This is a genomic window from Acinetobacter sp. neg1, from assembly GCF_000788125.1.
Taxonomy (GTDB): domain Bacteria; phylum Pseudomonadota; class Gammaproteobacteria; order Pseudomonadales; family Moraxellaceae; genus Acinetobacter; species Acinetobacter vivianii.
In genome coordinates, this window is the sequence record NZ_JSZD01000006.1 from 256004 (window position 1) to 276889 (window position 20886).

The 20886-nt window shown below is 43.2% G+C and carries 11 protein-coding genes and 1 pseudogene; 5 read left to right on the forward strand and 7 right to left on the reverse strand.

Features of this window, described 5'->3' with window-relative positions:
- Positions 1–43: 43 nt before the first annotated feature.
- Together PJ15_RS02235 and PJ15_RS02240 are read right to left on the reverse strand one after the other, a co-directional pair.
- The gene (locus tag PJ15_RS02235; protein ID WP_047427491.1) at positions 44–424 is read right to left on the reverse strand and encodes a Fur family transcriptional regulator; all 381 of its coding nucleotides are present in this window, start codon (positions 422–424) and stop codon (positions 44–46) included.
- Between the two features lie 142 nt (positions 425–566).
- Positions 567–2561, reverse strand: a complete 1995-nt coding sequence (locus PJ15_RS02240) for a TonB-dependent receptor plug domain-containing protein (protein ID WP_047429123.1) — start codon at positions 2559–2561, stop codon at positions 567–569.
- Positions 2562–2785: 224 nt separating this feature from the next.
- Here PJ15_RS02240 and PJ15_RS02245 point away from each other — a divergent pair, with 224 nt between their 5' ends.
- Positions 2786–5941 carry a multidrug efflux RND transporter permease subunit gene (locus tag PJ15_RS02245; RefSeq protein ID WP_047427493.1) on the forward strand — a complete coding sequence of 1052 codons (3156 nt, stop codon included), beginning with the start codon at positions 2786–2788 and terminating at the stop codon, positions 5939–5941.
- 136 nt (positions 5942–6077) lie between these two features.
- On the opposite strand, the gene PJ15_RS18770 is transcribed toward PJ15_RS02245, so the two are convergent.
- The 5 genes and pseudogenes from PJ15_RS18770 to PJ15_RS02265 form a co-directional block, all read right to left on the reverse strand.
- A complete protein-coding gene (locus PJ15_RS18770) occupies positions 6078–6305 on the reverse strand; it encodes a phosphopantetheine-binding protein (RefSeq protein WP_227504686.1) in 228 nt (75 codons plus the stop codon).
- Between the two features lie 12 nt (positions 6306–6317).
- Positions 6318–6947: pseudogene (locus PJ15_RS02250) on the reverse strand (isochorismatase family protein); the annotation flags it as partial.
- Between the two features lie 42 nt (positions 6948–6989).
- A complete protein-coding gene (locus PJ15_RS02255) occupies positions 6990–8639 on the reverse strand; it encodes a (2,3-dihydroxybenzoyl)adenylate synthase (RefSeq protein WP_047427496.1) in 1650 nt (549 codons plus the stop codon).
- A 1-nt stretch (position 8640) separates the two neighbouring features.
- Positions 8641–9873 (reverse strand): isochorismate synthase MenF, encoded by a 1233-nt coding sequence (locus PJ15_RS02260; protein WP_047427498.1) that lies wholly within the window; start codon positions 9871–9873, stop codon positions 8641–8643.
- Between the two features lie 61 nt (positions 9874–9934).
- Positions 9935–10705 carry an SDR family oxidoreductase gene (locus PJ15_RS02265; RefSeq protein WP_047427501.1) on the reverse strand — a complete coding sequence of 257 codons (771 nt, stop codon included), beginning with the start codon at positions 10703–10705 and terminating at the stop codon, positions 9935–9937.
- 271 nt (positions 10706–10976) lie between these two features.
- On the opposite strand from PJ15_RS02265, the gene fes reads away from it, so the two are divergent.
- From fes to entS, 4 genes are read left to right on the forward strand one after another with little or no spacing between them, the layout of a single operon-like run.
- On the forward strand, positions 10977–12170 hold the full coding sequence (fes, locus tag PJ15_RS02270) for an enterochelin esterase (protein WP_047427504.1): 1194 nt from the start codon (positions 10977–10979) through the stop codon (positions 12168–12170).
- 31 nt (positions 12171–12201) lie between these two features.
- Positions 12202–12417 carry an MbtH family protein gene (locus tag PJ15_RS02275; RefSeq protein ID WP_047427506.1) on the forward strand — a complete coding sequence of 72 codons (216 nt, stop codon included), beginning with the start codon at positions 12202–12204 and terminating at the stop codon, positions 12415–12417.
- Between the two features lie 13 nt (positions 12418–12430).
- A complete protein-coding gene (locus tag PJ15_RS02280; RefSeq protein ID WP_047427509.1) occupies positions 12431–19594 on the forward strand; it encodes a non-ribosomal peptide synthetase in 7164 nt (2387 codons plus the stop codon).
- Complete coding sequence (gene entS / locus PJ15_RS02285) at positions 19584–20834, forward strand: enterobactin transporter EntS (protein WP_047427512.1); 1251 nt, start codon at positions 19584–19586, stop codon at positions 20832–20834. The genes PJ15_RS02280 and entS overlap by 11 nt, the downstream gene beginning before the upstream one ends.
- Positions 20835–20886: the final 52 nt, after the last annotated feature.

The window sequence follows — 20886 nt, forward strand, 5'->3', positions numbered from 1 at the left end:
ACATTTAGCCGATAAATTGAATTTAACTTGTGATCTAAAAGCTTTATTTGTACAAAATCAGTTCTGCCGTTGAAAACTCATCCCCAAGTTTATCCATGATTTCTTCGAGTAATGTGGTGATTTCAGGATTGTTATAAGCATGCATATTTCCGTTGATGGTTTCTCTCACATTACAATTGATTCTTTGCTTAAGTAGCTTATATACACTTTTGTTTCGACCAAACAGAATTCTTTGAATAAGATGATGTTTTTCCAGATCGGACAGGACTCTGTAAATGGTGCCTATTTTAAGGCCGCTTTGTTTATTGGCAATCATATAGATATCATCTGCGGTAAGACCGTTGTGTTGAGCAAGTACTTCTAAAACGGAAACTCTGGCAACAGTTGGCGTTAAGCCTTTATTTATTAATAACTTTGAGTACATAAAAAACCTGTAAATTAAAATAATAACAACTCTATTTTTTATAAAAATAAATAACTTGGTGTAAATAAAAGTCGAAAAATCGAAGTAAACAATGCCTTGAAAACGATTTCTCAAGGCATCTTGTTGAGGTCAATATTCAAAATTAGAAGGTATAGGTCAAACCGACGTAATAATTACGGCCCAGCTCTTTTTCATTAAATGTAATTCCCGCATCTTTGCCCTTTTTTTCAAGATCAACATCGGTCAGGTTGCGAATACCTGCACGTACAGTCACTGCTGGATCTACTTTGGCAGAGAGACCAATATTGACCAAGGTATAATCAGGTAGTTTTTTCTGATTAATGACCTGATCACCGATATAACTTGCACCCGCCGTTAGAGTTAACCATTCAAGCGGTTTTAAATTAAGATTGGTATTGGCTTGCAGACGTGGACGTTCATCCAGGCGTTTATGTGTTTCACTGTTTTTAGCATCAAGATAAGTCGCATTGGCATCGACAGAAAGCATAGGTAATAAATCAGCCTGTGCTGCAAGCTCTACCCCTTTGATTTTAACTCGCCCTAAATTTACCCAAGCAGCGCCAGTCGGCTTGGATTCACCGTTTGGATCTATGGTATAGGTAATATCACGGCTAATCATATCCTTAATTTCATTCTGGAATAAGGTCACACTCCCGTTCCACGTCGATTTACGGATTGAAGCACTAATTTCATAGTTATCACTGGTTTCAGGCTCAAGGTTTGGATTCCCCCATAAGGTACACCCTCCTCCACAACTGACTATGCCATAATCTTTAGTCATTTGTGCGAGAGACGGCGCTTTAAAGGCTTGTCCATAACCGCCCTTCACCACAATATCATGCGGTAATTGATAAACCAGATAAGCTTTTGGACTGAAATGGTGACCAAACACTTCATGATCATCATAACGACCAGACAAGGATAAAGTCAGCGGATCTGTGATATGAATGTCATCCTGTACAAAGACCGAAGTTGTGCTAACTGAAGCCTTACCTGAATTTTGATAAGTTACACCGTCTTTGACTTCCTGATTATTGTATTCAACACCAGCAACAACGCCGTGAATACTGACATCGAAATTGCTATAAGCACGTAAATTGGTATTATTTTCTTTTAAAGTACGATGTTTAGGTTCATCAAAATCTGAATCATAGTCTTTAATTTCACTATTTTCCTGTTGCGCTGAAACGGTAGTTTTCCCCCAACTCCAGTCACCGCGATGTGTTAGGCCAACTGAATAACGTTCAATTTCCTGACTGGCAAAACCTTCACTTAAATAGTCCCAAGCTGGATAATATTGATAATCCGTCTGACCATAAGGACGTTCATCTTTGTTATATCCTAAATCAAGATCAATATTTTGCTGATCATTGAGTTCATAACTAAGGGTTGAACGTAAATTTTGGGTTTTCTTGCCTTCGATATAATACGCTGGCGTGGCTTGTTTGCCCTGTGAGAACCACGCATCACGGTCATATTGCTCAGCCGATATCGAAAGACCTAATTTATCGGTCAATGCACCAGATGCAGAGGCACCCAGACGATATTGCTGTTTTCCTGTACCGCGATCAACTATATGATATTCCGCATTAATTGCGCCCTGCCATTCATCTGTTGGCTTTTTGGTAATAATGTTAATTACACCGCCAATCGCATCTGAACCATATAGCGCCGACATCGGGCCTCGAATGACTTCTACCCGTTCAATACTGGACAATGGAATCGAGCTAATATCCAGATCGGCATCACGCCATAAGGCACCTGTAGAAGAAATACGTTTGCCATTCACTAGAATCAAGGTATATACCCCGTTTGATTCACGCACCCCACGAATGGTCAACTTTTCACGACCACCGCCATTATAATTTTGCACCCCGACGGTTTTACCCACGACTTCAGCCAGACTATTTGCTGCTGATTGTTCGATCTGCTCTTTGCTGACAACAGTGATAGAAGCAGGTGCCGTATCTGGGCTTTCTTCTGCCAGACTGGCAGTGACGACGATCGTAGGTAAGGTCGTCCCCGCTTTCTGGGTTTGTTGATCTTCATTTGCAAATACTGCAAACGGCGTAAATGCTGCAATTGCAATCACTAATTTCTTCTTAGTCAAGACCATTTTTATTGCATCCTCAGTATTAATAACAATTTTCATTTGTTAATTGTTATCATTTGTAAAGTTTGCGAATCATAGCTATTTATTGATAATCATTCAATAGTTGAAATTATTTTTATTTGAAATTGATAATCATTCTTGTTTATGTAAAATTTAGTTATAATCGGCAATTTGAATATTGTTGTATTCCCCTATTCCTTAAACTTTATGCATAAGTAGATAAAATAATGCTATCCCGTTTCTTTATTTTTCATCCGATTTTTGCATCAGTCATTGCCATTATCATTTTGATTTTAGGCTTCTTTTCGATTCTGGCTTTACCTGTTGAACGGTATCCCAATCTTGCCCCGCCCAGTGTGACCGTTGCGACGGTTTATCGGGGAGCATCGGCTGAAACGGTCGAGGACAGTGTCACACAGATTCTGGAACAGCAGATTAAAGGCATTGATCACCTGCTCTATTACACCTCTAATAGCGAATCTTCAGGCCGCAGTACGATTGATATCCATTTTAAAATTGGTACGGATATTGATAAGGCTCAACTTCAAGTACAAAACCAGATGAATAGTGCCCTCAGTCGCCTCCCCGAACAGGTACAGCGTCAAGGTGTAAATATCTGGAAAACCACAGGTGATATGCTACTGATCGTAGGGGTTTATGATGAAACGGGTAAAGCCAATAACATCGACTTGTCCGATTATCTGGTGAATCACTTTGAACAGCCGCTGGCCCAGATTCAGGGCGTGGGAGAAGTTGATATCTTTGGATCGGCCTATGCCATGCGGATCTGGCTCAATCCGAATCAGCTTAAAAACTATAAGTTAATGCCAAGTGATATCGAGAAGGCTTTAGAGGATTACAATACTCAAATTGCCGCGGGTTCAATTGGTTCCATGCCTGCCGCGGCGGATCAGAATATCTATGCCAAAGTGACCGCTGGCTCGCGTTTGAAAACCATTGATGATTTTAAGTCGGTTGTGGTCAAGGCCAATATTGATGGCAGTCTGGTCTATCTTAAAGATGTTGCCCGTGTTGAACTGGGCGCAGAAAATTATGAAAGTATTAATACCTTAAATGGCTTCCCTTCCGCGGGTTTAGGGATTTTTTTAAGTCCTGATGCCAATGCCATTCAGACTTCAAAATTGATCAAGGATAAAATTGCGCAGTTAAGCCATCATTTACCTGCGGGTTATAAGATCGTTTATCCTCGTGACAATACACCTTTTATTCAGGAATCGATCAAGCAGGTCATCTTTACTTTACTGGAAGCAGTGATTCTGGTGGTATTGGTAATGTATCTATTTCTACAGAACTGGCGTGCGACCCTGATTCCGACGATTACCGTACCAATTGTCATTTGTGGCACATTTATCATTCTGTATCTGGCAGGGATGAGTATTAATACCCTAACCCTGTTTGCTTTGGTACTTGCGATCGGCTTGTTGGTGGACGATACCATTGTCGTGGTCGAGAATGTTGAGCGTCTTATCCATGAAAAACAGCTCGATGTAAGAGAAGCCTGTTTAGCATCCATGCAGGAAATTAGTGGTGCCTTAATCGGGATTACGCTTGTTCTTACGGCGGTATTTATTCCAATGGCCTTTTTTAGCGGCTCAACGGGCATGATTTACCGTCAGTTTTCAATCACGCTCGTGGCAGCAATGCTCTTGTCGTTAATTGCCGCCATGATGATTACGCCAGCGCTCTGTGCTGTATTACTCAAAAAGCAACAACCTAAACCTGTCTGGGGGCAATATTTAGAGCGTGGCGTGCACCGAATCAAAAATTTCTTTATTCAGTCAACTCAATACTTACTCGAATTCAAGTACTTTGCTTATCTGGGTGTTGCTACGCTGATTGTGCTACTGGCTTTGATCTATCGGGCTTTACCGACCAGTTTTATTCCGAATGAAGATCAGGGCCTACTGGCAGTGCAATTTGCCTTGCAAGATAGTGCCTCTTTAGGCCAAACCCAAGCCGTGGGTAAACAGGTTAATGATTATCTGCTCAAACAAGAAGGCAAAAATATTAAAACCGTTCTAGTGGTCAATGGACAGAATTTCTCTGGACAAGGGCCAAATCTGGGGATGGCCTTTGTTTCATTGAAGCACTGGGATGAGCGTCAAGGTGATGAAAATACTGCACCTGCTATTCGTGCACGCATGCAAAAGGATCTGTCAGATCTACTCCCAGCACGTGTGATGGTGGGTATGCCAGCCAGTGTCGCAGGTTTAGGACAATCGGATGCCATTGAATTATGGTTGCGTGATTTAACTGGCAAAGGGCGTGAATATTTACAACAACAATTTGCAGAGATTGAAGGTCAGTCAGCCCATTATCCTGCTTTTAGTCAGCTCAGTCCTTTAGTCAGCGACAACAAAGCCGCCGTATATGTGCAATTGGATCAAAACAAGGCAAAAATGTTAGGTCTGGAACAAAGTGAAATCCGTTCTACCCTTTCTACGGCTTGGGGTGGCAGTTATGTTAATGATTTTGTTGAACGCGGTCGGATTAAACGCATCATTATGCAAGGCGATACCGAATACCGCTCTAAACCTGAAGATTTACGCTACTGGCATGTGCGTAATCAATCTGGAGAAATGCTGCCCTTATCCCACTTTGCCCAGACACACTGGACAGGTGGGCCTGAGGTATTAAACCGTTTTATAGGACTGGCGGCGATCCAACTGGAGGCCAATGTCAGTGATGGATTTAGTTCAGGTCAGGCCATGCATCAACTCTCTGACTTAATTAACCAGCAATCAGGTGTAGATCTGGCTTGGAGCGGATTATCTTTACAGGAACAGCAATCCAGTCATCAGGCAATTTATCTGTATGTGATTTCGATCCTGTTTATTTTCCTGTGTCTGGCTGCCTTATACGAAAGCTGGAAAATTCCCTTCATTATCTTATTGGGTTTACCGCTCGGGATTACGGGGACGGTGGTTTTTGCGTGGTTATTTGAATTGCCCAATGATGTGTATTTCCAGATTGCGTTGCTCACGGCGATTGGATTGTCCTGTAAAAATGCCATTCTGATTGTTGAGTTTGCATCGACAGCACTTGCACAAGGACGAGATAAATATACCGCAGCGTATGAAGCATTAGCTTTGCGCTTACGTCCCATTATCATGACATCACTAGCATTTGGTGCGGGGATTATTCCCTTGGTCTTTGCCACAGGCGCTGGTGCCGCCAGTCGTTATGAGATTGGCATTAGTGTATTAGGCAGTGTGATTTTTGGGACGATCCTGATACCTTTATTTACCGCCTTCCTATTTGTAATGGTAAACAGCTGGGTCGGTTTGCCTAAACTGGAATGGCGAAATCTGGATATTTTATCCCGTATCCGAAATATGCGTATCAAGCAGGATGAATCTTGATATATAAAAATGCTGAATTGAAAAGGAAGCATTCTTTTCTATTTCAATCCAGCACAATGATCAATTCACTGAAAAATTTTGAACAATAAAAAAATGGCAGTTTTAATCTGCCATTTTTTTATTGACTTATTTGAGCTTAAGCAACGAGTTTTTCAATCCATACATCTAATGTTGGTTGTTCGGCAAGATCCTCAAAACTCACTTTTGCGCCGTGTGCCTGCCATTTTCCAACCAGCGTCATTAGACGGACAGAGTCTAAACCGAGCATAAGTAAGTCGTCATGTAGTTCGATTTCATGCACAGGGATTTGTAGCTGCTCACTGACCGCAGCAATAATGCCTTCCTTCGATAAAGCCGTAGCCATGTGCTTGAGATCCCATAAGCGCAGTACCTGACTGGTGGTCATGACCTGACCACAGCGAGTACTGATATATTTCAGTGCCATATCATGCTCAGAACGACTAAAATCCGCCATTGCATCGCCACAGACAAAGGGTTTGATATTGAGCATAAAGGCTTCTGCTGCACTCATGAGACAGCCGATATGCGCATAAACACCGCAAATCACCAATTGATCTCGTCCCCATTGTTGCATCAACTGTTCAAATTCAGAAAATTTAAAGGCACTATAACGCCATTTGGTTAAAACCGTATCTGCATCTGTGGCGGCGACATCAGGATGAATGCGGGTAATTTGCGGATCTGCCTTTAAGCCTGTCCCCCAAAAGTCAGTCAATAACTGACGATGCTCTGGAGTCTGGTCTCCAGGTTGTGCGGTATACACCACAGGAATATTGAGTTGACGCGCCTGTTGAATCAAGGCCTGTGTATTTTTTAATAATTCAGGAATAGGTGCTTGTTGCTGGTCATAGAAATCTAAGAAATATTGCTGCATATCATGAACCAGTAGAACTGACTGTTTGGCATCTAACTGCCAATGGGTTTTATTTTCAGTGAACTCATGGGCTTGAGGCATGGCATAACTGGCAATTTTAGGAATACTCATTACTTATTTCTCATCTTTTATAAATGACTTGGGGTGAAAAAATTAAACGGTTTCGGTTTGGAGATGCTGACGAAGCACTTTTTTATCGATTTTGCCAAAGGCGGTATAAGGAAACTGCTCGATAAAGTCGATTCGGTCAGGGATCTTATAGGTCGCTAAACCATAGTCTTTTAAATATTGACGTAGCTGCATACCACGGCGGATCGCGCTTGGATCGTTGTCCTGTGTTTGCCATGCAATAAAGGCACAGCTTTTTTCGCCCAACATCTCGTCAGGCATCGCCACCAGCGCAGCTAGACGGACTTGAGGATGAGTGACCAATGCTTGTTCCACTTCTTCAGTTGCGATTTTTTCGCCGCCACGATTAATTTGTTCTTTTGAACGGCCTTCCACAACGATACAGCCGTCAGCCCGAATACGAACCAGATCACCTGTGCGGTAGAAACCATCTGGGGTAAACGAACGTGCATTATGTTCGGGCGCCTTGTAATAACCACGAATGGTATATGGGCCTCGTGTGAGCAAATGCCCAATTTCGCCTGCTGCAACAGGTTGATCATGCTCATCAAGCACTAAAATTTCATCATCGGCTGAGATCTTTAGGCCTTGGGTATGAATAATCTGTTCGGGAGACATATCAAAATGGGTGTAATTCACCAACCCTTCTGCCATACCAAACACTTGTTGCAATCTCACCTGAAAATCATCAATCAACCTGCTGGCAACCGTATCGGGTAAGCGCGCACCACCAACTTGCAAACAGCGTAAGGTGGACAAGATGTCATCCTGATCTTTGTCAGCTTTATCCATCCACGGACGAACCAAAGCAGGCACCAGACAGGCATCCGTTACGCTATGTTTACGTATCAAGGCAAAAGCGGTTTCAGGGCTTGGATCGCTACCAAGAACGACTGCACCTCCCGCATAGAAAATACCTAATGCACCTGCTGAGCTCATAGAAAAGTTATGAGCTGCGGGTAACACCATTAACAGACGGGAGCTTTGCTCAAGCTGGCAGATCTTGGCACTTTCTCGCACACTATATAAATAGTCATCATGCGTGCGGGGAATCAATTTAGGAATGCCTGTACTGCCGCCTGAGAGTTGCAAAAAGGCCACTTGATCTGCACTGCTTGGGCGTATTGCCTGAGCTAAAAGATCAGTTTTGTGTAATAGTGCTGCAAGATTAGAAAACTCGGCTGCATCTCCTAAAACAAAAATATGCTGTAACGCTGGATTGGCTTGCTGGCATTTACGTGCCAATTCACGGTAATCAAACTTTTGTGCCCCGAAGTCAGCACAGAAATAAGCGCTTGCCTGAGTTTGCTGGAAAAAGCTATTCAGCTCAGCATGTCTATGTGCAGGTAAGGACATGATAGGTAGCGCACCTAAACGAATCAGGGCAAAAAACACCACATAGAACTGGTAACAGTTAGGCATTTGTACCACAGCTTTATCGCCTGCACGTAAACCCTGTTGATAGAGGTTATTGGCACAAAAACTGACAAGCTGGTTGAATTGTTGGTAATTAAGCGCTGTATCTGCATCGAAGATGGCAATATTCTCAGGGAACTGTTGTGCAGATTGCTGTAAAAAATCACTGAGACTCTGTCCGATCCAGTAGCCCTTTTCGCGATAGCGTGTCGCAAATGCCTCAGGATAAGGCACTGCGCCTTCTAGATAATTTTGCATATTATTTTACCTTCCCCATGATGTGTTCTGATGAAAACCCAAAACCATCTAATACAGTTCTAAATTTGGCCGCAGTTTCTGCATGCTCCGCACTTGGATCAGATGCTGCGACAATGCCTGCTCCTGCAAATAGGCGGGCGATATTGTGCTGGACGCGCGCACAACGAACAGTGACAGACCATTCGCCATTGCCTTGGGCATCTGCCCAACCCATCGTTCCAGCAAAAAGTTCCCGATTAAAAGGTTCCAGTTGCTCAATCAAACCTTTCGCTACAGCTGTTGGCTGCCCACAGATCGCAGGTGTTGGATGCAGTTTTTCAACCAAATCGAAAACGTGAATGTCTTTGTTTTTTAATTCACCTTCAATACGGCTGGCTAGATGCCATAAACGTTGGGTTCTAATGAGTGAAGGTTGTTTTGGAATATGTAGTTTTTTACAGAAAGGACTTAATTGATCCGCGATCATTTCGATCACAACCGCATGTTCATGCTGATCTTTTGCGGAAGCCAATAATTGTTGTGCATTGTGCTGATCCTGAATCGGATCTGTATCTCGTGCCAAAGTACCAGCGACAGGTTTACTCCAGACCTGAGTCCCCTGTTTAGCGACCAAAAGTTCAGGACTTGCACCAACAAACCAGCCTTCATGTGCCGCATCGCGGGCAACTGCATAGTTATAGCCTTCAGGATTGTCTTGACTTAAATGATAAAAGAGCTGGGAGATATCGATTTCATCAGACAGTTCTAATTCTAAAATTCTGGCAAGTACGGCTTTATTCAATTCACCTTGCTGCATTTTATGCACCAGTTCAGCGACTTGAGCTTGATATTGCTCACCAGAAGGAATAAAGCGGGCCTGTTCTATCGTACTTGCCGTTATTTCTCGATGAGATGAGGTGTAAAGAAGCTTTTGATAAAACTTCACCTCATCCATCAGCATGAGATTGACATCTTGCGCGTTGGAAAATGGAATGCCGCCGAGAATCTTCGCCTGTGGATGGCCTTGTTGAATCACCTGATTCAGTTGAGAGCGTGCCTGTTTTAACCAGTCAGATAAATGACTGTCTGGCGCAATATCGATATCCTGCAATTTATGCTGGCTTTTCAGGACATAGTCTGGCGTTGTAAAGTAGAAACCCGCATCGCGATCACATTGTAAGATTTCATGGGCGAATGCCACTCGACTTTCGGTATAGTTTTCTTTTTGAATAAAATAGGGATGTTGTATAGACATTGACTATACTCCTTTTACGACATCTTATTTTTAAGTTTTAAAGTGTTAAGAATTTATGTTTTTACACGCCTAGCGTGGCGCCGCCGTCAACGACAATTTCCTGCATGGTAATTTGCGCAGCTTGATCTGAAAGTAGAAAGACCACCACATTGGCAATATCTTCAGGTTCTGCAAGTTTCTGAAGTGGAATCCCCGTCCGGTATTGGGACAGATCACCATTGACCACTGCTGCAGGAGGCTGATCCGTTGTCCATAATTGTTTTTGCATATGGGTCAAGGTAGAACCGGGTGACACAATATTCACGCGGACATGATGTTGTGCTGTTTCTAATGCCAGATTACGACAATAATGACTTAAAGCCGCCTTGCTCGTGGCATACATCCCCAATTGTATACGTGGCATACGGGCACTATTTGAACTGACCGTAACAATACTCCCCTGTTTTTTGGCGCATAAATATTGGGCCACTTGTTGACTGATCGCAATCGGTGCGAGCAGATTCACGGCGAATGTGCGTTGCCAGTCCTCATTTTTTGCATCGAGCAACGAGGTCATGATTAAAATTCCTGCGGCATTCACTAGTCCAACAACGTTGTACTGCACCAGAATTTCTTCAATCACTTTTTTTGTCTCAGCTTCGTCGGTGATATCCAGTTGAATACCGTTCCATCGTGAAGCGAGTTCGGGTGTTAGGTTTTGGGTTATTTCCCAGTGTTCGGGCTGTGCTTGCTGGTCAAGGCCAATGACGGTAAAACCTTGTTGCAACAATCGAGATGAAATTGCTGCACCAATGCCTCTGGCTGCTCCCGTTACAATGACGGTAGAGCTCATATGAATACTCCAAATTTGCGACCAATTTTTTGATCGCCGAACATAATTGCAAATAATTATCATTACAATCAAGCTGGCAATTTTCACTTTTTTATCAAATAAGAAAAAAATGGTTGTTTTTAAAGCTATTTTATTTCTTAAATTGTTGTTTTTTATCATTAAGCGAAATTAGTGTGTTTTTTTATTGGATATAATGATAATTATTTGCATTTACAAATGAGAATCATTCCATTATTGTTGGGCCGCTTTCTAGTCGATATATGGACTTAAGATGAAGCCAAATTACTTTCCAATTCATCCAATATTCCAACAAAAAAACTTAGGTTCTGACATCTGGTGGAATTCAGTCGAACACATCGGTACCCCTCTTGTTATTGAAGATAACCAGCAGTTGCACTGTACTTTTTTATGGCGTCGTCAGTCAGAAACTGAATCGACCTATATTGATGTGTATTCGCAAAGCCCTTCCATTTATCAACAATGGAATGCATTCCAGCAGATTGAAAATACGGATATTTCCTTTTTTGAAATAACGCTGCCTCTAAATTGGTCTGGTAGTTATGTATTGGTGACGACCCCTGATAGAGCGCCTGAAACACCAGAGGCACAGCTTCGTCGCAAATGGTGGATCAACCAGCTACAGCATTATGTTCAGGTGGATCGCTTCAATCCTTACCCACCCTATCCAGCGCAAGTCTCGCGTTGGGTCAATCAATTGCATTTGGGGCAGCAACAAGATTCTCGGCAAGCAAACGTGTCTCCCGTTTATGAGTCGATTGAATGGCACAGCCAGCATCTGGCAACAACCTATCAAGTTGACTTCTACCAGACCGCGCCGCTGACAGAAAACAGCCCATTGGTAATTCTTCTGGATGGACAAGTCTGGAGTCAGCATCTACCGATTTTACAAGACATCCAGTCTCGTACCAATCAGGGCAAGATGGATGCGGCAAATTATGTATTTCTACACAGTATCAATAGTGAACAACGTTGTCTCGACTATGGCTGTCGTGACCTGTTTTCACAGGCCATTGTTGAAGAGCTGATTCCGTATATTCAGCGAAACTTCTCTTTATCTCCATCCATCCCCGTATTTTTATGCGGTCAAAGTCTAGGTGGTTTATGCGCTCTGCATTCACTTTTACTTTATCCCACCGCTTTTCAGGGTCTGATTTTGCAATCAGGCTCGTACTGGTGGTCCGATTATTCAAACAGTGATTTTTTAAATGTTCATACACAACGTTTTTTAGAGGTGATCGAACACTATCTGCAACCGATTCCCAACGAGACTCAAATCTTCATCCGTACTGGCGCTTATGAAACAGATATGCGTGAAGACAGCCAATTACTTTACGCGACCTTAAGTTCAGTACGACCTACCCAGATTCACACCTTTGCAGGTGGCCATGACGCAATCAATTGGAAATATGATCTGGTCGACACGCTGCAAACCCTAATTTCTTAAAAAAACCTTGAATTTTCAAAGGAAAAACATGATGAGTACTTTACAAGAAAATTATATCAATCCATTTGATAACGAAAACCTATCCTTCTTCGTGCTTAAAAATATAAAAGGTGAATTCAGCTTATGGCCTGAGTTTCATACCTTACCTGCTGGTTGGGAAGTGCGATTAGGACCAACTACGCGTTCTGAATGTATTGACTATGTCGAGCAGCATTGGAAAGCAATTAACCCATTCCAAGTGGCTTAATGGAGTTACCGATATGAACCAAGCATTACATAATGAATTTATTCAGGAACCGACACAGCCTTTACGCTTAAATCTGCTTTCAACTCAACAAGGGATTTTCCTTGCAGATCATTTAAGTGCGATTGAAGACTTATATACCATTGCACATTGTCTGGAATTACCAAAAACACTGGATCTGGCAACGTTCAAGCAAGCCATTCAGCTGGGTTTAAGTGAAGCAGATACGGTCACGGCGCAGTATTCCTGCAATCCTGCGGAACCATTCTTACAGCTCAAAAATCAGGTTGAAATTCCAATTGAAGAATTTGATTTTTGTCATCTTCCACCCGAGCAGGCACAAAAACGCTTGTGGGACTGGATGCCAACCGACCGCCAATATGCCAAGTCATTAAAAAACAACGACAGCAATCTTTATCGCCAGGTGCTGTTTGTTTGCCACGATAAAGTCTATTGGTATCAACGCTATCATCACATCATGCTAGATGGTTTTAGTATCATTAACCTGACCAAGCGCATTGTTGAGATTTACCAGCAACTTCAGAATGATGAACTGAAGGCCTCACCTTTTATTACTGTGAAAGATGTGATTGCAGAAAGACAAGCCTATGAGGCCAGTCCAAAGTTTCAGGAAGATCAGGCTTTCTGGAAAAATTATTGCCAAGACCTTGCTTCACCAGTCACATTAAGTACTCATCATCTTGCGGCAAAAACAACTGCCCGATTTATTAAACATCAATTGCATTTCTCTCAAGGAATTCTTGCACAAATTCAGGCTTTGGCTTCTGCTGCAAAACTGGCTTTGCCTGACATGATGATGGCGCTGTCACTACATTATCTTTATAAAATGACAGACAAGTCTGAATTGGTTATGGGCGTTCCATTCATGCGCCGTCTGGGTTCCAAAGCCATTCGTGCCTTATTACCTACAGTGAATGTTCTGCCTGTTCAATTTCAGGTAAATCCGCAGCATAGCTGGATCAGTCTGGCACAGCATGTTCAGGCGCAGTTGGCACAAATTCGCCCGCATCAAAAATATGATGCAGAACAGATTTTACGTGACTTAAATTCGATTGATGCCCATGAGCGTATTTATGGCCCTATCCTGAATTATAAAGCGTTCGATCAGGATCTGGTGATTGATGATCAGGCCGTGAAAACCCATCATATTTCCACGGGGCCAATCGATGATTTTGAATTTTCGTTTATCGTTCAAAATCAGGAATTGATGATTGAGCTACGAGCCGATGCAGCCCGTTACACGCAAGATGAATTGTTAATGCATAGTCAGCGTTTGACTTTATTGCTTGAACAATGTCTTGTACAACCAGAGCAAAGCTGTGCGCCATTTAGAATCACGACCACTCCAGAACAGCATCTTCTTGATCAAGCGGGTACAGGGCCACGGGTTGCGCATCCTGAAAGTTATAACAATGTACTGGATATTTTTTATGAACAGGCCAGCAAATATCCAGACCGAATTGCGATTCTGAGCGGTGAACGCGAATCATTGTATCAGCTCACTTTTGCTGAATTAAAAGCACAGATCAATCAGTTTACCCGTTTCTTACAAGCTCACGGCGCCAAGAAAAATACCGTGATTGCGGGTGCGATTCCGCGCTCAGCAGAATCTGTGGTGATGATGTTATCCGTACTGAATTCGGGTGCAAGTTTCTTACCACTGGATCTAGACTATCCTGTTGATCGTATGCAAATGATGTGTGAGGATGCGAACCCCCTCTTCGTTTTAACCACACAGGCACTCTCAAATCAGTTGCCACAAGCTTTGCAGCAAATTCATCTGGATGATGAGGCTGTTCGAGCGCAAATTCGTGCGCAGGATGCAGCAGATATTCCGGCAGAGCAGCGACGTTTTGATTTTCAGGATGTGGCCTATGTCATTTTTACGTCAGGAAGTACAGGACGACCTAAAGGTGTAATGAACACTCACGGTTCTTTGCTCAATCTGATTCTTGTACATCAACATACGATCTATTTCCCTGTGCTGGAAGCGGTACAACAACGTTTCCCTGATCGACCACTCAGAGCGGCTCATACGCATTCGTTCTCATTCGATTCTTCATGGTTACAGGTATTCTGGTTAATTTGGGGCCAAGAGCTACATATTTTTGATGAGAATATGCGCCGTGATGCGTATGGACTGGTACAGGAAATTCAGCAACGTCAAATTGATACGCTTGATTTACCGCCATCTTTTTGTGCCCAGATGATTAGCAATGGACTATTTGAGCAAGGTCAGCATCATCCAAGCCTGATTTTGATTGGTGGTGAAGCTGCGCCATTGGCTTTATGGCAACAATTAAATGCACAGCCTGATTTATTTGCGCATAACTTATATGGACCAACCGAATATACCGTTGATACTTTCCGTGCAGAGTTAAAATTGACGGAACGCCCTGTGATTGCCAATCCGATTGGCAATACCCAAGCTTATGTGCTGGATCAAAATCTGCAACGTTGCCCAATTGGTGTCATTGGTGAGTTATATATTTCAGGTTTTGGTATTGCCAACGGTTATCTGGGGCGTGCGGATTTAAGTTCAACCCGTTTTATTGCCAATCCATTTGAACACGGACAGCGTATGTATCGTACAGGTGATCTGGTGCGCTGGAATATGGCAGGCAAACTTGAATTTATGGGGCGTTGCGATGATCAGATCAAGATTCGTGGTTATCGTGTCGAAATTGGTGAAGTCGAAAATGCCCTTTCAGTACTGCCAAATATTGAAAGCGTGGTGGTGATTGCAGAACCGATCAATAATAGCCACCGTCTTTTAGGCTATTGTGTGGTGAAAGATATTCAACTCGATGAAGCAAAAAGCGAGAAGCTCAGCCAGCATTACCTCAGTTTACTACGCCAAAACCTGCCTGATTATATGGTGCCCTCGGCCTTGACTGTAATGCAGGAGTTCCCGCGTAATGTCAGTGGTAAAGTCGATAAAAAGGCCCTGCCAAGACCGCAAATTCGTACCCAAAGTCGTGCCGCCCAAACCCCAGAACAACATTTGCTGTGTCAGATTGCGGCTGCTGTTTTAAAACTAGAGCAGATCGGCATTGACGATGATTTCTTTATGACGGGTGGCGACAGTATTTCTGCCATCATGTTATGTACCCAATTGCGTCAACATGGCTATGGTTTAAAACCGAGTGATGTCTTCCAGCTCAAAACCATTGCAACTATGGCTACTCAGCTGGAAGTACTGGATCCTAGAGATATTGATTACACCATGCAGTCGGTTTTTGATGATCAAGTCATTAACAAGGTGCAAACAGAATATGGACAGGATTCGATTGTTTTACCGCTATTGCCGTTACATAAAGGCATGTTGTTCCATGCGCAGCTTGAACAGCAACAGGCTAGCTATAATGCCTTTACTCGCCTGAGTCTCACGGGTGAGATTGATCTGATCCAGTTACAACAGGCATTGACCAATGTATTAAGAAAACACCCGCAACTGGCAGGCTGTTTTGATAGTACATTGCATGATGAACCAATCTTTGTCTATACGCCGAATCCAACCCGAATCTGGCCTGTAGATGTATATAGCAGTACCCCTGAGACCCTGGAAAAATGCATTGCAGATGTGCTTAAGCAACCGATGCAGTTGCATCAGGCGTATGGACTGATTCGTGCTGTGTTGATCCAGACCTCATCTCAACAATCTGAATTGATTTTGATGGTGCATCATTTGTTGACAGACGGTTGGTCTACCCCGCTGTTTATGCAAGATTTCATTCAAGCTTATCAGAACCCCGAGCAAAGTCTGACGGTTGCCAAACATGCCTATGCCGATGTCATTCTGCAACTGGTACAGCAAGACCATACTCGTTCTAAACAGGTTTGGCAGCAGGATTTGGCCGATGCTCAAGCTTTAGTTTTATTTGAACATGCCAAGAAACAAAACGTACAGGAAACCCAACATCGTTTAAATGCAAAATTGAGTGCAGCGCTTCAACATAAGCTGCGTCAAACGGGCATTACCTTAAATGTGTTTATGCAAATGATCTGGGCAATGTGCTTACAGAGCGATGCGCATCGTGAAGATATCCTGTTTGGTACACCTGTTGCGGGGCGTTCTGCACCCGTGAACGGTATCGAGCAGCAAATTGGTCTATTTCTGAATACTATTCCTGTACGTGTCCAACTACAGATGCAGCAGAATTTATGGCAGCAATTGCATCATCTGCAACAATTGCATATTCGTCATTTGGAACATGATGGTTTAGGACTCAATGAAATACAGCAGCAATTGGGTCAAGGCAGTCTATTTGACAGTCTTTTAGTGGTAGAGAATTATCCTGACCATCAATATCTGCAACAACACTTAGGTTCAGCAAAAATTGAAAAGCTGACCAATCGTGGCTATAGCCATTATCCTCTGGCCTTGTTGGTGATTCCTGATCAGGAAATTGAGTTATTACTGGAACAACGTGGTGTGATTGCACAGCCAGTGCAATTCTTGCAACGTATTGAACAATTGATTCAGATCGCATTGGAGCAACCTGAAACGGCATTGCAGCATTATCCATTGCAATTACCTGTTGAACAGCAATTGATTGAGCAGATTAATCAAACTGCACATGATGTTCCGTATACAACCTTGCAGCAATTGTTGCGTACGCAGGCATTGCGCCATCTAGACGCCATTGCACTGATGGATGAAGAACATCAGCTCAGCTTTGCGCAAGTACGTCTGCAAGTTTGTACACTGGCGAAACGATTACAGCAATCCAGTGTTCAGGCTGGTGATATTGTCGCAATCGCTTTACCTCGTTCAGTCAAGCTGAGTATTGCGATTCTGGCTGTGATTGAAGCGGGTGCAGCCTATTTGCCGATCGATATTCAGCATCCGACCGAACGTATCAAGTATATGTTGCAAGATGCCAAGCCGCGACTAACCATTACCGCAGCAGACCTGTTAACAGATATCGATACACCGAAACTGAATTTTGAAAGCTTATTTGATGTAGCCGATACCGCACTGACCAATTATAGAATTACATTGGTGAGTCCACAGCAGCCTGCCTATATTATTTATACCTCGGGAACCACAGGTCAGCCTAAAGGTGTGATGGTGTCTCATCAGGCAATTGTGAATCGTATTTTATGGATGCAACACCAGTATCCACTGGATATCAATGACAGCATCCTACAAAAAACACCATGCAGTTTTGATGTTTCCGTGTGGGAGTTTTTCTGGTCTTATCTGGTGGGTGCACGTTTGGTGATGGCGCCTGTAGATGCGCATCGTGATCCAATGGCTTTGCTGGATATTATTCAGCAGAACAATATCACGACTTTGCATTTTGTCCCTTCCATGCTGTCTGTATTTGATGAAGCGGTCACTGCATTTTTAAAGGATGAGCAACGTAAGGCACTGCCATTAAAACGTGTGTTCTGTAGTGGTGAAGCATTGCCGACTGCAATGGCGCAGGCCTTTAATCAACATTTCAGTGCTGAATTACATAATCTATATGGCCCAACAGAAGCAGCCGTGGATGTGAGTTATATGGATGCTCAACAGGCCCAGTTCACATCTGAAAATAGTATTGCGATTGGCTATCCAGTCTGGAATACCCAACTCTATATTCTGGATCAATATTTACGTCCGCTCCCGATCGGTGCTGAAGGTGAACTGTATTTGGTTGGTGATCAGCTGGCGCTGGGATACTTGCAACGTGCGGATCTGACGGCAACACGTTTTGTTGCGAATCCATTTCAGACTGGACAACGGATGTATCGTACAGGTGATATTGCCCGCTGGAATATAGATGGCAGTATTCAATATGTAGGCCGTGCAGATGATCAGCTTAAAATCCGTGGACAACGTATTGAATTAGGTGAAATCGAACAACAATTACGTCTGGTCAGTCAAATTGACGAAGTTGTGATTCAGCCAATGTCTGTTTCAGCAGATCAAAATGCGACTGATCTGCAACTGGTTGCTTATCTAAAAACCACACAAAGTGTTGATGCTGGCAGTTTAAAGAAACGTTTAGCGAAACACTTGCCGACTTATATGATTCCAAGCCATTTCATTGCGCTTGAGACTTTGCCGTTAAGCCATAACGGTAAATTAGACCGTAAAGCCTTGCCACGCCCGCAATTGAATCACTCTTCACAGCAGCGATTTGCTTCGAGTGAAACCGAATTAAAACTGGAACAGATTTTCCAGAATATCTTGGGATTAACGCGTCGTATCCATGTCGAAGAAGATTTCTTTGCGCTTGGAGGTCATTCGATTCTTGCCATGAAACTGGCAATTGAAATTAAAAAGACTTTTGACCGAAGTCTGGCGGTGAATCAAATCATGACGGGTGCCAATATTGAAAAACTGGCTGAGCAAGTGCAACTACAAAATCTAATGAATCAGGCCAATGATGAAGCTGGTTTTGACACCACTTTCATGATCCGTGAGGCAAAAACTAAACCTGTATTCTGTATTTATCCAGGTTCTGGTCTGGCTTGGCAATATAGCGTGCTCAACCGTTATTTACATCCCGATATTAGCCTGATTGGTTTGCAATCCCCTCGTCCGAATGGTGCGCTGGTTTATAGCCAGAGCATGGATGAGCTGATTGATTATCAATTAAAACAGGTACTCGACATACAGTCAGAAGGTCCATTTACCTTCTTGGGATATTCTCTGGGTGGAACGATTGCCTATGGCCTTGCAGATCGTTTGCAATGTTTAGGTCATGAGGTTGCTTTTGTGGGCTTGTTAGACACCTATCCTGCGGAAATTCATGAATGGAACATGCAAAATGCCGCTGTGGTAACCGAAGAAGCAGAACAGGAACAAATCCAGTTCTTTAATCAGATTTTAGATGGTGCTGATGAAGCGCTGAATGAAGAAAAAGACAGTTTGCAGGAATACATTTTTGCGAATTATCGAGATGCCGTGCGTCTGTTGAGCCAACACACAACCACTGCTTACGCGGGCAAGATCCATGTTTTTGTGGCGGAACAATCACTCCCTGCCTATATCCAGCCTCAACAAAACTGGCAACCTCTTGTGAATGAGCTGGAGATTATCCGTTTGCCAGAAGCCAGTCACGAAACTTTATTATCGCCTGAACAATTGACCACATTAGGGCCATTGTTAAATGACTATCTCAGTCAAGTCTATCAATTAAAGGATTCAAAGCATGAAGCTTAAAAATATCTTGACTGACTTTAGTCTGCTTAAAGTGAATACACATTTCCGAAATGTTTTTATTGCCCGAACCGTTTCGCTGCTGACGATTGGGATGTTAATTGTTGCGATTCCTCAACAAGTCTATCAAATGACGCAGGATGTCTTTCAGGTTGCAATTGTGACCGCTTTTGAAGGCATTGCCATGTTTATCGGTTTGCTGCTGGGTGGTGTACTTTCGGATCGATATGATCGAAAAAAACTGATTTTATTTGCCCGTTTGGTTTGTGGTTTAGGGTTTATGGGCTTGGCGGTGAATGCCATGCTCGATACACCTTCGCTTTATGCACTTTATTTTTTAAGTGCGTGGGATGGATTTTTCGGCGCTTTAGGTGTTACGGCAATGATGGCGATTATGCCGATCATTGTTGGGCGTGAGAATATTGTGCAAGCGCGTGCCATCAGTATGGTTTCGGTACGTCTGGCGACAGTAATTTCACCTGCGATTGGTGGAATTGTGATTGCCGCGAGCAGTGTAGCGTGGGCTTACTGGATTGCGACGATTGGCACCTTGTTTACGGTGTTGCTATTACTTGGCCTACCTGTATTAAAACCACAAACCGAAAGTGAAGATGAGCATCCAGTTCAGCAGTTATTACAAGGTTTCAAATTTGTTTTCCAGAATAAAGTAGTGGGTAGCACCATTCTGATTGGTACGATTCTGGGCTTCACCAGCGCCATTCGTATCCTTTTCCCACAGATTGTTGACCGGCAATTTGCGGGAGGCGCATTTGAATTGGGCTTAATGTACTCCGCAGTGCCATTAGGCGCAACTTTGGGTGCACTGTTAAGTGGCTGGACTGCCAGTTTAACCCGACCGGGTACAGTCATGATTTATGCCAGTCTTGCTGTTTTTGCCTGTATGTTTTTGATTGGCTTGTCGCCGTGGTTGCTGTTGACCTTGGTGATCTTAAGTGTGTTCGGCTATCTTTCAGCAATCGCCAACCTGTTGCAATACAGCATCGTACAAGGTCATACGCCTGATGAATATTTAGGTCGTATCAATGCCATCTGGCTGGCTCAGGATGCATCTTCTGACTCGATTGCCACCACAATTCTGGGCGCATTGACACGTTTCCTGCCTATCTCAAGCAGTATTTTTATCTTCAGTGGCTTGAGCTTTGCACTTGGGCTGGGTTTTCTGATGAGTGCTGAAAAGATCAGAGACGCAAGTTTTAATGATCCTGACCTGCAACAAAGTTAGAATTTTCTCATGCAAATAGATGGCGACTTTGCCATCTATCTGTTTTATTCAT